This is a genomic window from Promicromonospora sp. NFX87, assembly GCF_048564965.1.
Taxonomy (GTDB): domain Bacteria; phylum Actinomycetota; class Actinomycetes; order Actinomycetales; family Cellulomonadaceae; genus Promicromonospora.
The window spans coordinates 4,147,837-4,162,135 of the sequence record NZ_CP183413.1 but is presented as its reverse complement, the minus strand read 5'-3'; the positions used below and the strand labels follow the sequence as shown (position 1 = coordinate 4,162,135).

Below are 14,299 nucleotides of genomic sequence, written 5' to 3'. Positions count from 1 at the left end.
GCAGTGGGAGGGTTGAGGTCGTAGTCTCCAGCGATGGATGAGGCTGTGTTGCGCACCGCTGTCGCCGCGTTGGTCGACGGCCGGCGACATCCGATCGCGGATGCCGTCGAGATCGTTCCGGATCTGGCCGGCCTGTATGCCGTCTACGGTGACGTCGAGGCTCGGAACACACTTGCCCTCGGTTCTTCCGATGTTCCCCTCTACGTGGGAAAGGCCGAGCGCAGCCTGGCCGGCCGCGACGTGCACACGCACTTCGCGACAGGCAGGACGGGCTCGTCCACGTTGCGCCGGAGTATGGCTGCTCTGCTGCGTTCGGAGCTTGACCTGCACGCGGTACCCCGCAACCTGGCGAGGCCTGACGGCAGCGCGAACTTCTCACTGGAGCCGGATGGAGATCGACGGCTGACGTACTGGATGCGAGCGCGCCTGCAGCTCGCATTCTGGGTGAGGCCCGATGGCGTGGTGCTCGATCAGGTTGAGACGGCAGTACTGAATCGGCTCGCGCCCCCGCTGAACCTGGCGAAGATGGGGCCGCGAGGGAACCGGCGGGTCAAGGTCGAACGAGCGGTCCTGGTCGCCGAGTCACGGGCATGGCACAAAGCGTGACGGAGCGCCGGCCACTAGTAATCCGCGCACCTCGAACCGTGGCTCGTGACGACTGGCGCCCTGCGCGAACGAGGACCAGAGCAGCGTAGAACGGCGCGATCGGTTACAAGATTTAGAGATCGCCTGTTTAGGCGTGCGCTTCATGTAGATCCCGCAGGCTTGGTCGACGTGGCCCCAGGGTCAGGACGATGCCCTTGGAACGATGTCGTTCGAAACGAGTTGAAAGGGAAGCGTAATGGCATCACAAGACTGAGAGCGCTACCGAGGGGTGAAATGTAAGCCAAAAGCCGATATCCCGGGAAAGATTGACAAGTCTGGACACGGCCGTCACTCTTCGGTCATGGTGGCGGTACATGAGCTGTACACGCGTGAGATGTACAAGGAGTTCGGGTACCTGGCCGGCTGGTTGCCTTCCACACGGCTGGAGCTCGGTGATGTCGGTACGTTCGCCGACCATCGTTTCACCAAGCGCACGACTCTGGCCGACCTGGGTGTCCCGTTCACCACGGACGCTGCTGGTGGCCTGGCGGATCTGGAGTACTCGTCGCGGGGTGCCGTCGCCGTTACGACCGACGCGCAGGCAGCCGCTGTTAGCCCTGGTCCGTTTGCCTCGCTCTCGATCACGTTCTCTCGTGGAGGTGCGACCTTCTTCTCGGCTGGTGGTTGCACCGAGCAGAGGATCGCGAACCTGCCCGGGTTGGAAGCGGCGCTGCTTCCGCTGTGTCGTGGCCGCATCTGGCGTCCGGAGTACTTCGTGGTCACCAGCCTCGTGTCCACCGGTCCGACTGTAATCGTCGTCTCGCAGGATCGCGGTGCCCGGATCGATCTCAAGCTCGGCGTGGACGTTCTCGGTGCGCCGATGTCGGTAGCGAGGGTTGCCGGGAACTTGTCGGTGATAAGCAGGGTGGACGTGGCTGCGAGTGTGCTTACGCCGGACGGGGCTACGCCTCTGTTCCGGGCGTCGCGGATGCGGCGGAAGCTGCTCGGCGAGCAGGAGTTGGTCGTCCGCGACGGAGATCGTGTGCTCGACCTGGAGCTGGTGTCCGCCGCATGGGACGACACGGCCGACTGAAGGGGCGAGCCGATGGCTGACGTGACCGAACCTGTGCCGTGGACTGACTACCTTCGTTCGTGCACGAACGCCGCAGAGGAGATGGCGGGGCAGGCCGGTGGTCCGGTCGAAGTTGAGTACCTGTTGGTGGTTGCCGCGTTCAACGACGACAGGGAGTCCCGGTCGCGGCTTGTACTACGGGCGCTCGGCGCGCATCACTTCTTCGAGGATGAGGGCTACGACCATGTGGCCGAGGTGTTCGGTCTGCCCGAGCGGTTTACGGTGTGGACGCCTGAAGCCGAGGCGGTGCTTGGCAGGCTCGCGTATTGGGTGAGCCGGACCGGTGACTACGCCGCCGACACTGCGCACTTGCTGCTGGCATGTCTGGAAGCGGGTTCCGCTGAACTGACCGACGCCGGTGTCACGCCACGGGACGCCGTGCGTGCCGCAGTCACCGTGCGTCGCGACGTTTCCCTGGCCGATCGGCAGCCACGGGAGCGGGGACCAATTCTGTCCGGGGAACGCGTTGACCGCCCTGTCTCGTACGAGTTCACCGCTCGTTGGGAGGCTGATGCCGGTCCGCGCAGGGCGCGGCACTTCCAGCTCCGTTCGCAGGGGGCCAACACCGCGGGCATGGGTTCCACGGTCCAGTTCCACATCACTCTCTTGCATGTCGTGACACTCACCGCGCTTGGGATCGTGTCGGTGGTGACACTGATCGGGATCGCTGGTGCCGCGCTCACCGTCACCTGGTGGTCCTTGTTGTGGCTGGCCAGTCAGCTCGCCCGGCGAGCTTGGTTGCCGATCGCAGCGCGCGTGTTCGTCGATGCGTTGCTGGTCGTGGTGTCGGTGCCGCTCGGGATTCCGTGGTGGCTTTCGGTTCTCGCGGTGCCGCATCGCGTGCTCGACATCCTGGAAGGCAGGCTCGGTCTGCTCGAGGTACGTGGCGAGACTGCCGATCCAGATCTAACCGAGAGCGACGTTAGGTCCGATCTCCGGATCAACGTGCGTGCGGGGGGTTTCTATTCGGCGCTGCGGTTGCGGGGGGAGCTGAGCAATCGATGAACAAGTCCACCTGGAACGTGTCCACTTTCGATCCCTTCGGTCCGGTCTCCGACCAGGAACTGCGTGACTGGCTCGTCCACCGCTACGAGCTCCCGGACGACGAGGTGGTGCTGGAAAGGGCTGCGCCGTGGGGGGTCTTGTTCACAACTGGAGTTGGCATCGGTGGCCGGCTGCGGGGGCTCAGGTGGCTCGTCTCGTCTGCGCACCTGACGCGGGTGGGCCGGTCCAGGGATGGCCAGATCGGCTTATACGAGTGTGACCTGTCCACGCTTTTGGATCGGACGGTGCTGTGGCCGGCACTGGTTGTGCGTCTTGCGGCCGTGGCTCTGGCCGTACTTGCCGGGCTCTTCGTGGCGGCACCTGGCCTGGTGGTGGCACTTCTCGGTCTCACGACCTGGACCATGATCGCCTGGCGGGCCCGGTTCGCGTTTCCGCTGCTGGGCGTAGCTCTCGCGCTCGTCGCGTGGATCGAACTGCCGCTGGTCCTGCTATTCGTGCCGATGACATTGCTGCTCGTACAACTCCGGGTGTCGGTGCCGTTCTTAACCACGGGCCTGTTGACACGGAAGGTGCTGAGCAGCCCCCTGCGCTTTCTCGGGTGGGGATTCTTGTTCCGGGCTTTGTGGGACAGCACCGCGTCGTCGATCGTGCTGGCTGTGGACAAGGCGACGCACGATGACCGTGCACGAGCTGGCGTCTTCATCGACGCCGCGCTCGGCAGGGTACCTGCACATCTGCACGCGGTGCTCGTACAGTGCCAGGCGCTGGCGGCGCTCGGCAGACTCGAATTCCAGAGCGCTTTGAAGCTGTCAGAAGATGCCCGTGCCCTCGCCTCGGACGCGCCTGTCGAGATCGCCGGCTGGTGCGCGCTCCAGTCGGGAGACGTGCTACTGGCAGCGGGCCAACTCCACGCCGCCGAGTCGCGGTGGAAGGAAGCCGCCGAGAAGCTCGACGGCACGCAACGTGGCCGCTACTGGGCAACTCAGGCTCACCTGCGTCTGATCGAGGCCCAGACCGCTGACCTCACCGATACCGGACGCTGCCTGACCGGTCTGCAGACCCTTTACCAGGTGCGCGTGGCCGCAATACGCGACGGCGACCTGCCGCTCCTCGATCGGACCGAGATGCACCTGCTGCGTCTGATGAACGAGGCTGGCAACCCGGAGGGCGTCGTCGTGTACCTGTGGCGGCAAAATGAATATGGCACCGGTCGGATACAGATCGGCGAGCGCACGGCTGAGTATGTGAAGCAGAAACTGCTGTTTGCCACGATGCTGCTCGACATCCTGGACAATCCGAGCAGTTACCCCGAGACGGCGGTGGAGGGCGACGAAGGCCGCCGCGAACTCTATTACAAAGCCGCCACTCTCATGGACCACGTGTTGAGTCACCTCAGCCGCACCACCGAGCCGGTGTTGCGGGCAGAGGCCTACGCCATCCTGGCTCGCGTCCAAGCCGCGACCGAATTGCACGATGACGCGCTGGGTAACGCGCTGGAGAGTCTCAACGTGGTCCAGCGCGTCCGCTACCAGCTGCCAACGAGCCAGTGGCGAGCGGCGTGGGTAGCCGCACACGCAGACACCTACGCGTTGACGTTGGATCTCGCAGCGACCCGGGGAAAGGACCCGGCGCTCGTGGCGGAACTGCTTGAAGCCATTCGTGCACAGGCCATCCCGGTCGAGGCCGGGTTGGAAGGTAACCACCTGCGTTCGGTGTTCGACTCAATCGTCTCCTCGACCGGCGTCCCGGCCGCGGCTGACCTCCCGGAGAAGGTCAAGACTGATCCGGTCGCCACCGATCCGCTGCTGACGGACTCGACCATCCTCGTCCAGCGGGCTTCGTGGATCGGTGGTGCCCCGACGACGGCGTTGGATCTGGACGCTGAACTCATGGCCATGGTGCCCTCGGGTTGGTACTGGAGTTTCGCCCGCGTTGGCGAGTGGATCTACCACACCGTGCGCAGCCCCGAGGGCACCTGGTCGGCAGACCGGCAGCCGTACGCTCCCTTCGCCGAGCCGTTTCACGATTTGGTCCGGCTCTTGCCAGTGGACCTGCCGGACACCGAGCCAGCCACCATCCGGATCAAGGACACCGCGCTCGTCGCCGAACACGGCCATGACCGGGTTGACAACGGTAGTACGACGGCGGCACAGGTATTCGCCAGGATCGTCGACAGCCTCGGCAGCACATTGGTTCCCGCCGTGCTCGCCACCGCCCTGACCACTGGCGGGCCACCGGTCCTGCTTGCTGTCGCGCCGACGGCGTCACTGATGACCGTGCCTATCTGGGCCCTGCGGATCGACCAGACTCACCGGGTCGCGGACGTAGCGGCGGTTTCCCATATCCCGTCGATCGCGCTACTGGCGCAGCGGAGACGGCTCGCCGTCGCACAGGATCGGGGTCCGCGCGTGAGCTCGGACCATGTACTGGCGATCCTCGCGCCGCACGAGGACCCGGAAGACCCCTACGGGTTTGTTCGCGACCTGCCCCATGCGGCGACGACGGTTCCTCCGCGCAGCCAGGAGGTCAACGGGCCCCTGCCCAAGTCTCGGTTGGCAGCGCTACTCGCTCCCTCCCGCGTCCAGGACGGGGTGCTCTTCTTGGCTGGCCACGTGGATCCACCACCGAAGGGGGAGCCGGGCCGTGCGGGCTTCCAGCTCGCCAACCAGGAGTTGTTCGGATTACGCGACTTCTATCGAACAGACGACGACGGCGCACCGGTGTACCGGGTGCCGCAGCGGGTCGTGCTGGCAGGGTGCGCGAGCCTCGGTGTCCACAGCTCACCGACCAAGAACCACGCATGGTCGCTTGTGGACGCACCGGAGTGGCTCGGGCTCGGGGCTGCGATGGTCTACGGCGGAGCACACCACGTGTACTGCACCTTGTTCCCCGTGGTCGACACCGAGCACACCAAACGCATCGACCTGGCGCTCGTGGAAGCAATGCGGCACAACACGGATCCGGCGTGGGCGCTGCGCGCGGTACAGCGTGCCGAACTCAAGCGATGGGAACGCGGGCAAGGTTCGATCCCTGCCGCATTCCTTGCCTACGCCTACGTCGGACTGGGTGCCGCACCGACCCACGGCCTGGACGCGACCATGAACATGTCTGATCAGGAGGAACCCCTGTGACCGAGCAACCCGAGTCCGTTCCGCCCAAGCGACCCGCGCAATCTCTCGACGCGATCCGAGGCACAAAACGCACGTTCTACCGACAGTTTCGCATGCTGGCGGGGCATACCCACGACGAGCGGGGCAAGGGAGACCGGCTGTCACCGAACGTACTTGCCGACGGCGAAATCCAGTTCGACGACACCGACGGCCAGGTCCTCGGACCGATTCCCGTGCGACTAGCCCGATGGGAGATCGCTACGTTCAACCCAGAACAGTTGAGCGTTCGCAGGGAGACTGAGTGGCGGATCCGGGGATTCAACCTGCTCGTCACTGACGCACGGCTGGTGCTGGTTGCGCACAAACCAGAGAAGGACAGTCGACGGTTCGCGGGCCACCTGCGGTATCCGTGGATCACGTCGATCGGATTCCGGCCTAAGCAGAGTTTCCTCAACGATTGTGAATTGGTTGTCGGAACACAGCAGGAGATCGCGGCCGACGTTCACTACTTCAACGAGCTCACGCTCACCCTGCACAACGAAGCCGACAGCGGCGAGCTAGCCCAAGCCCTGGTGAGGCGCCTTGCGCGCCATCACCTTGATCGCGGCACGCTACCCGACGCCGTGGTCGCAGAATTCGAGGTGCTGCGCGAAGCGGAGCGCCTACCAGATCCGGAGAAGGGCTCCCACGCCTGGTACTACCCGCCTGCGTTCAAGTCCTACCCGTACGGCGTCGGATACTCGGACCAGCAAGACGAGAACACCTGGCGTGGACCGCGCCTGGGAACGCCTTGACGCTCGTGAGCTGTGACGAAATCTACCACTTCGCCAGATATGAAAAAGGCGAAATTGGCATTTGCGGCCGGCTCGTGATGATGGTCTATGAGGCGGCCTCGATGATCGGAAGCAGCCTTGCCACCGCGCCGGTCGGATCTGGTTCGGTCTGAAGTGCGTGGTTGAGTAACATGATGGCGCGAGCTGCCATGAGTAGGGTGAGTACACTCGGGTCATAAGAAGGCCATGGCCTGACCGACTTATAGCCGTCGATGAATGCGCTGACAAGTGCTGCGTAGTCCTGGCGCTCCGCGCCATAGTACAAGGTGATCGCGATGTCCTGAATCGGCTGGCCGATCATGACGTCTTCGAAGTCGAGTAGACGCAGGTCGCCGTCAGCGCCTACCAGGACGTTCCACATCTCGATGTTTCCGTGCAAGTAAATTGGATCGGGCTGCGCTGCGATCTGTTCGAGTTCGCTGTCCGCTGCCCGTGTTACCTCGGCGATGGTCGCCGCTTCATTGCGGCTGAGGGTGCTGGCATAGGCAAGATCGCTAGTCACAAGGCGAGTGCCTTCGTAGTAGAGCGTTCGGTCCCAGTGGAGCGGAGACATCCCGCTCGGCGGCGTCCAGCCGGATGCAAAGGTGTGAAGAGTTGCGCTGACTGAGCCAAGCCGCCAATAGTTTTGTGGGGTCAAGTGTGCAGCCAAAGGCTCACCTTCGGCCCAGAGAAAAAGTGCACACTCGACCTCGGATCCGCCGGGCCCACTCGGAACCATAGTCACGTTTCGCGAGAGTTCTCCGGTGAAGGGCTCGACAGTCGCGACTCCGCTACCCAAGCGCACAGCGGCCAGCCATGCCATTTCGGTTGTCGAGCTGCCGGCGGGGCCCGTGCGAATTCGAAGAGAGAGCGGGTCGAGGTTGGGCCGCACCACTTTGGCCGTTACGTTCGTGTGAACGGTCAGATGCTCGATGGAGTAATCGTCGATTCCGAACGCCGCGAGTGCTCTGCGAATGATATCCATATACCGATTGGTGGCGCTACTTTCGAGCTTCTTGAATCCAATTCTTTGCGGCGGAATGTAGATCCCATCGTGATGATGTTCAATCACGGCATCTCCTTGAGGTGGTCTGGGCGAAGTGCGATTTTTAGTGCCGACGAGTTGCCGTGCCAGAGGGCATCAAAAATCTTGGGTCCGCTTGAGAGTGGATGCAAGTTGATCCAGTCCAATGGAATGAATCGGGCGAACTTGACGGCGTCAGAAAAATCGGGCGGGGTGTAACCATACGAGCCGCGGACAGTCTTTTCTGCGCGTACCAGGGTTGTGCTGTCGAATCCTGGATCACGGCTTTCGAGACCTAACCACACGGCGATCCCTCCAGGGTTCAATGCGCTTACGGACGTCTTGCGAGCAGCGCTGGTGCCAGCACAGTCGAAGACGATGTCGTAGCGACCCTCGACGGCGTGAACGGGACGCGCACCGATCGAGACCGCCGCTGCCCGGCGACGGTCAGTGGGTTCTATGACGTCGACCTGCGCGGCCCCTTCCGCAATTGCTGTGAGAATGACCGACAGCCCAATCGGACCCGCTCCGATGACTGCGAGGTGGCTCTCGGGAGACGCCTGCGCGAGCCGCCATGCGTGGAGACCGTTGGCCAGAGGCTCAGCCATCACTGCTTGAAGCACATTAATTTCGGGGCCGAGCGGTACGATCTGCGTGAGCGGGACCGCCACATATGAAGCAAACCCGCCTGGTCGATGAACGCCTAGAACGGCACGTGTGTCGCAGATATTCTGCTGTCCACGACGACACTCGTTGCATTCACCACATGAGACGATGGGATTCACGGCGACGAAGGTCCCGTTATCGAGGCTCCCGACAATCTCGTGCCCCATGACTACTGGGGGCCGGCGGTACTCGAGGAATTTCGAGTCATGTACCTCGCTACCGCAGATCCCGGTCAGTTCGACCTGCAAGACGGTCTCACTCTGTGCTGGCAGCGGCACGGGCATTTTGACAACATGAATTCTTTCGGCCCCCGCGAGCTCCAGCACCGGCATCGATGACGGCGTGCCATTCCGTTCACTCGACAAGGTTTGTCACCGGATCCACACGATTGGCGTCGTCGCCGGACAATCCGTCTAGAGCGCACAGAAGATCGGGAGGAAGGCTCCAGCTGTAGAGCGCCAGGTTCTCTTCCAGGTGGCTCAGGCAAGACGCCTTTGGCATCACAGAGACACCCCTCTCAAGGTTCCAACGCAAGAGTACTTGGGCGGGTGTCCGACCGATTGCGGCTGCTGCGTCCCGGACAACTGGGTGGTCCAGCAAGCCGTTCCTGTTTCCGAGTGGCTCCCATGCCTGGGTGTGGATCCTGCGACGTCGGTTGTGCGCACGCATTGCCGCATTCGGGATGGCTGCGTTGTGCTGGATCTGATTGACAGCGGGCACCACACCGGTTTCATGGATGACCCGATCGACGTGCTCCGGCTCAAAGTTCGAGACACCGATGACACGCACAAGTCCGCTGGACCTCAGGTCGATCATTGCTTCCCAGGTTGAGACATAGAGATCCCACATCGGCAGCGGCCAGTGAATGAGGAGCAGATCGACATAGTCAAGTCCGAGGCGGTGAAGTGATTGCTCCAGCCCACGTACCGCACTCTCGCGACCTTGGTCTGTACCGCGAATCTTCGTAGTCACGAATAGGTCTTCACGCCGCTCGGCAGATCGACGGACTGCGGAGCCCACCGTGGCTTCGTTCCCGTAGTACGGCGCCGTATCGATGGATCGGTATCCGATCACGATTGCCTGATCAAGGACCCGCGACAGCTGGTCGCCGTTCAGTCGCCAGGTACCGACTCCTACAAGCGGCATGTGCACGCCCGATGCAATCTCGACTGTGGTTGCCTGAGGTCTCGCCCGAAACGAGCTCGGTGGTGAGCTGTGCATCTCGGCTACGAACCAGCAGCCGGCGAAGAGGAGTGCTGACGGCCGTCGTGCAGTCGCCGGATCGCCCTGCGAGCAGCTTCGTACGTCCTTGTGATGTCCCCTTCTGTGTGAGCGACAGAGACATAGAGAATGCCCTTCGGCATCAAGTGGACTCCTTCCGCCAGCATCGCGGCAGTGAACGCGCCATATCTCTCGCTCGAAGCGCACAGTGTGTCCCCGTACTCAAGAATCGGCGATGGGCTCTGAAATCCGTGTCCGACCCCTGTGTCGCGGCGCACGTTGAGAGCATGGTCCGATCCGGACGTCGCAGCTTGAAGTGCTTCTGCGAGTAGTGTCGACATGACGTCGAGGTGTGCGTAGATCTCGGTAGTCGCTGCCTCGAGTTCACTAATGACGGCAAGTGCGGCGGCAGTGGTGACTGGGTTCCCGTTGTGGGTACCGGCATGAGTGACCCGGCCGTCGGCAACAACCGCCATAAGGTCTGTCCGCCCGACCACTGCGCTGATCGGCAATCCGCCGCCGAGCGCCTTGCCGAGCACAGTCAGGTCGGGTGTGCAGGCATATTTTGCCTGTGCGCCACCCAGCGAGATCCGGAAGCCGGTGATGACCTCGTCGAAAATCAGGACGGTCCCGTTTGCGCGCACGAGGCCCGCCGCCTCCTCCAGGTACCCGTCTGATGCATGGAGGCAACCTCCGTCAACGTTGACTGGTTCCATGATGACCGCGGCGGTGTCATCGTCGAGCACCTCTCGCAGCGCGTCGATGTCGTTCCAGCCCACAACGATCGTCGCCGCCATGGCACCCGGATCCTGGCCCGCCGAGCCAGGTGTGCGGTCGGTCTCGCCGTAGCTGCCGAGGTTTACGTTGTCCGCCCAGCCATGATAGTGACCAAGGAATTTCACAATCTTCGTCCTGCCTGTGGCTGCACGCGCGATCCGCAAAGCGACCTGGACCGCTTCGGTGCCAGTGTTGCTGAATATGCATTGTTCAGCGCTTGGTACCACCCGGCAGATGGCCTCAGCCAACTGTGCTTCGAGTGGATGATTGGCGCCAAACGAGATCCCGCGCCGCACTTGTGCCTCTATTGCATCTACGACTCGCCTCGGGTTGTGTCCGAGAATGAGTGGGCCATATGCGAGTGAGTAGTCAATGTATTGGTTTCCGTCGACGTCCCACATGGCCGCGCCATTCGCGTGCGTAAAGGCGATCGGCACAGGATGCTGCTGAGCGCGAATTCCGGATGATACCCCGCGAGGTATATGTCGTTGAGTTCGGGCGAAGTGTTCGTGTGAACCGAGAAACGGGGTGTTCATTCTGTGGAACCTCCACGGCCGATAGCATCAAAGCGGCTCAAGCAGGTCGCTGGGCCATTCGGTTGTTATAGGCAGGAGGCGCAGCAAGGACCGCTTGGTGGGACACCCTGTCTTCGTGGGGAATGACGTAGTCCACTTCTGTGCACGACCTCCTAGATTTGAGGTTGACCAGTAAGCGCCGGCGTACGCGCTCGGTCCACAGTGAGTCGGGCGAAGCCCGACAAGGTTGCTCATCTGAGTTGATCGCTCAGGAGCTGGTGTCGTGCGATCTGTGCGAGCATCGCGTCTGCTGGCGCCGTGCCTTGGTCGACCTCTCGGGTCCACTCGACGGCCCAAGCCGCGCCCTCGGCGCAATCGAGCCGGTGCTGCCATGCGAGCAAGGCCGCGGCATGTGAGCCGTCCAAGCGCAGGACTTGCTGCTCTTCAAGTTCCGTCGCAGCTTGTTCGTCACCCACACACGCACCAGGTCCCCATGCCTCGGCGAGCGCTGACACAATTTCGCCAACGGTGACACCCATGTAGGGCGGAGCGAAGTTCAATGGCAGCCCGGAAGGCACTCGCTCGCTGAGCAAGGCGCCAGCGAGCCGAGCTAGCCCATGCGCAACATCTAGCACGTGCTGAAACGGTCGTATTGCCAGTGGGTCGCGGACGGAGAATGGAGTGCCTGCCCGGAACGCCCGGAGCGAGTTGGGTACCAGCCGGTCGGCCCCGTCACCTCCACCGATGACGTTGCCCAGCCGCACGGACGACATGTGCGGTCGGCCCGGACCTGCGAGCATGCTGAACTCGCGGAACAGTATCTCGCTGATCATCTTCGACGCTGGGTATGGGCCTTCGCCGCCGAGCTCGGCGCCTTCCTTCAACGGGCCTGCCAGAGCTGCTGCCTGCGAGTAGCACTTGTCCGACGTTACGTGTACGACAGCGGGCGTCCTGGATCGGACCGCGACGTCAAGTACGTTCATCGAACCGTTGATGTTGATGTCGAATGTGCGATGCGGTGCTCTGTATCCCTCGAAGAGCAGAGGTTGAGCGGCGAGGTGGATGATTACGTCGGGGGCAACTGCCTGGACGGTGGCGTCCACCGCCGCACGGTCACGGACATCTCCGGTGATTGCAGCGACCCCGAGCCCTTCGAGCCACGTCGCGCGGTACGCGGACACCGGATCTTCCGACGAGGAGAACCCGATCGTGACCACCTCGAGGTGGCTCAAGAGCGCGCATAGCCATGATCCGATGAATCCACTGTGGCCGGTGACCAGAACTGTGCGGTTGCGGAGGGCGTTTAAGAGGTCAGATGCCATCGCGTCACCAGCCCCGTGAACCATCGCGAGATCGCGTAGCTGTCTCACTGCGACGGGAAGGACGAAACAGCCAGTCGCCGACGCCCGAGAACCAGCCACCGATCCAGGCAAGCTCGCCAAGTAGCCCCAGTGTGCCGCCATGGCGCATCTGGCCCAGTCGCCGTTCCAAGGCGTACCGCAACTTCACGAGCATGTACCAGTCACGTGCCGCGAGGTGCTTGCCGTAATAGCCTCCCTGCCCACGGCCGTATGCATAGCGGATCGAGATATAACGGCCCTTCGTACGCCAAGCGCGATGGTATACGACTGCGTCTGGCTGAAAGACGATCCGATATCCGGATTTCAGTAGACGGTAGCCATAATCGTTATCCTCAGCGGAGGGAAACCGTGTACCTGGTCCGATGCGTGTGTCGAACTCGCCGATCTCGGCGTAGGTACTTGCGTGCAGGGCAAAGTTGAAGGTGGCGAGCGGGTCGGTTCCAATCCTGCCAACGTACTCCGCTGGTCTGCTCGACTCGTGCAGTGAGGGTGCAAAAGTGCCTTCGCCCTCTGTATCTCCGGCAAGCACACGTCCGGTGATCACAGTGCGAGCCCCTGAGTCGAGAAGTGCGCTGACAATTGTCTGAAGCCAGGTAGGGCTCACCAAGCAGTCATCGTCGATAATGACGATTATGGGATGAGTAGCCCGGCTGAAGGCCAGATTCCGGCTGCGGCTGATTCCGACCGTGTCGGAGTGAATGTATGCGATGTCGACGCAGGGGTGAGTCAGGTTTGGTAGAAGGGAGTCGGCTTCGTCGCTCTGGTCGATGATGACGATCTCGTCCGGCACGGTCGAACCTCGCAGCACCGATTGGACGGCATCGGCCAACAGTCGAGACCGGTTCCGGGAGCTCACCAGGAGGCTCACCCGATGGCCGCGGATCATGCTGTCTCGCTCGACGGCCTGACGAGCTGGAAAGCGGAGTCGAACGCTCTGGCCGCCACATCAAGGTCAGGCATTGGCGTCAGCTCTGCATCGCCGCGCCGTGTGCAGATGACGAACTCGCGGCCGGGTAATCCAGCCTTCTTGTCCTGCCCCATGAGCTTCCAGATTCGCTGGAACCCGAGCCCTGGCGGGAGGTGGCTCGGAAGACCGCACAGCGCAAGAAGCTCACGCGTGTATTCGTGCAGATCGTGCACTTTCCCTTGGAGTTCGGCAATTCGAGCGGCAAACAGCATTCCAAGCCCAACTGCCTCACCGTGAGTGACCTTGCGGAAGTCGGTTGCGGCCTCCACAGCCTGCCCGAGTGTGTGCCCATAGTTGAGGTAACGACGAACACCGAGGTCTTGCTCGTCGAGGTCGACGAGCTCGAGCTTCACCTGAGCGCTTCGTTCAATCAATACCGGCAATCGAACGCTGATCGACCCGCCGGCGGCGTAGGCGTCCTCGACAATGGTTAGGATCTCGGGATCGCGGATGAACCCGCACTTCACGATCTCCGCGAGGCCGCTGCGCAGGTCGCGGGGGGTGAGCGTCGTTAGAACGTCGCGGTCGGCCACGATGAGTTCTGGCTGGTAGATCGTGCCGACGAGGTTCTTGCCGTCCGGCAGGTTGATGGCGCTCTTGCCGCCAAGCGCTGCATCGACTTGGCCCATGAGCGTAGTAGGGGCAAGTATCAGCCGAGTTCCGCGCTTCCAAGTCGCTGCAACGAAGCCGGTGAGGTCAGTCACGGTGCCGCCCCCGAGACCGATGAGGACACCGGTCCGTGGAAACTGTGCCTCGGCAAGCCGTCCGTATACGGAAGTGAGGGTCTCCAACGACTTGGCCAGCTCACCGTCGTGCACCGTGATGATGAGCGGCTCGCCAAGCGCTTGCACGACCCTGGGGAACCGGAGCAACAGTTGCTCACTGGTCACGAGTGCGACACGGCCGATGCCGCCAAGAACCCTGCCCCAGAACGCAGGGTCTTCGAGGACGCCCGATCCGCTCTCGAAGCGGAACGCACTCCCGGCTGCCAGCTCGGGAAGCGAACCGGTGACGTTCTCAGTAACCCCATCGATTTGCATTTTTCCCTTCCGGGCCAATGTCCGGCGAGGCTATCCGCAATAAGGGCAATTGTGTACAAGTTCGCGCCAAGATCACCCAGTTGG

Annotated in this window: 12 protein-coding genes; 5 read left to right on the top strand and 7 right to left on the bottom strand. The window is 62.7% G+C overall.

Annotated elements, in window-relative coordinates:
• Positions 1 to 33 precede the first annotated feature (33 nt).
• The 5 genes from ACNYC2_RS18680 (at position 34) to ACNYC2_RS18660 (ending at position 6,626) form a co-directional block, all read left to right on the top strand.
• Complete coding sequence (locus tag ACNYC2_RS18680; RefSeq protein WP_419703230.1) at positions 34 to 606, top strand: GIY-YIG nuclease family protein; 573 nt, start codon at positions 34 to 36, stop codon at positions 604 to 606.
• A gap of 373 nt (positions 607 to 979) precedes the next feature.
• Positions 980 to 1,678, top strand: a complete 699-nt coding sequence (locus tag ACNYC2_RS18675) for a hypothetical protein (protein ID WP_419703229.1) — start codon at positions 980 to 982, stop codon at positions 1,676 to 1,678.
• 12 nt (positions 1,679 to 1,690) lie between these two features.
• Complete coding sequence (locus tag ACNYC2_RS18670; RefSeq protein ID WP_419703228.1) at positions 1,691 to 2,722, top strand: hypothetical protein; 1,032 nt, start codon at positions 1,691 to 1,693, stop codon at positions 2,720 to 2,722.
• Entirely contained in the window at positions 2,719 to 5,853 is a 3,135-nt protein-coding gene (locus ACNYC2_RS18665) for a CHAT domain-containing protein (protein ID WP_419703227.1), read from the top strand. Before ACNYC2_RS18670 ends, ACNYC2_RS18665 begins: the two co-directional genes overlap by 4 nt.
• A complete protein-coding gene (locus ACNYC2_RS18660; RefSeq protein ID WP_419703226.1) occupies positions 5,850 to 6,626 on the top strand; it encodes a hypothetical protein in 777 nt (258 codons plus the stop codon). The genes ACNYC2_RS18665 and ACNYC2_RS18660 overlap by 4 nt, the downstream gene beginning before the upstream one ends.
• Positions 6,627 to 6,711: 85 nt before the next feature.
• On the opposite strand, the gene ACNYC2_RS18655 is transcribed toward ACNYC2_RS18660, so the two are convergent.
• From ACNYC2_RS18655 to ACNYC2_RS18625, 7 genes are all read right to left on the bottom strand, one after another.
• Positions 6,712 to 7,716, bottom strand: a complete 1,005-nt coding sequence (locus tag ACNYC2_RS18655) for a phosphotransferase enzyme family protein (protein ID WP_419703225.1) — start codon at positions 7,714 to 7,716, stop codon at positions 6,712 to 6,714.
• Positions 7,713 to 8,666 (bottom strand): zinc-dependent alcohol dehydrogenase, encoded by a 954-nt coding sequence (locus tag ACNYC2_RS18650; protein WP_419703224.1) that lies wholly within the window; start codon positions 8,664 to 8,666, stop codon positions 7,713 to 7,715. The genes ACNYC2_RS18655 and ACNYC2_RS18650 overlap by 4 nt, the downstream gene beginning before the upstream one ends.
• A 22-nt stretch (positions 8,667 to 8,688) precedes the next feature.
• A complete protein-coding gene (locus ACNYC2_RS18645) occupies positions 8,689 to 9,480 on the bottom strand; it encodes an aldo/keto reductase (protein WP_419707857.1) in 792 nt (263 codons plus the stop codon).
• An 80-nt stretch (positions 9,481 to 9,560) separates the two neighbouring features.
• Complete coding sequence (locus ACNYC2_RS18640) at positions 9,561 to 10,769, bottom strand: aspartate aminotransferase family protein (RefSeq protein ID WP_419703223.1); 1,209 nt, start codon at positions 10,767 to 10,769, stop codon at positions 9,561 to 9,563.
• Positions 10,770 to 11,098: 329 nt separating this feature from the next.
• Positions 11,099 to 12,169, bottom strand: coding sequence for an NAD-dependent epimerase/dehydratase family protein (locus tag ACNYC2_RS18635; protein ID WP_419703222.1), 1,071 nt, complete (start codon positions 12,167 to 12,169; stop codon positions 11,099 to 11,101).
• A gap of 4 nt (positions 12,170 to 12,173) precedes the next feature.
• Positions 12,174 to 13,094, bottom strand: a complete 921-nt coding sequence (locus tag ACNYC2_RS18630) for a glycosyltransferase family 2 protein (RefSeq protein WP_419703221.1) — start codon at positions 13,092 to 13,094, stop codon at positions 12,174 to 12,176.
• Positions 13,091 to 14,215, bottom strand: coding sequence for a 3-dehydroquinate synthase (locus ACNYC2_RS18625; protein WP_419703220.1), 1,125 nt, complete (start codon positions 14,213 to 14,215; stop codon positions 13,091 to 13,093). Before ACNYC2_RS18625 ends, ACNYC2_RS18630 begins: the two co-directional genes overlap by 4 nt.
• Positions 14,216 to 14,299: the final 84 nt, after the last annotated feature.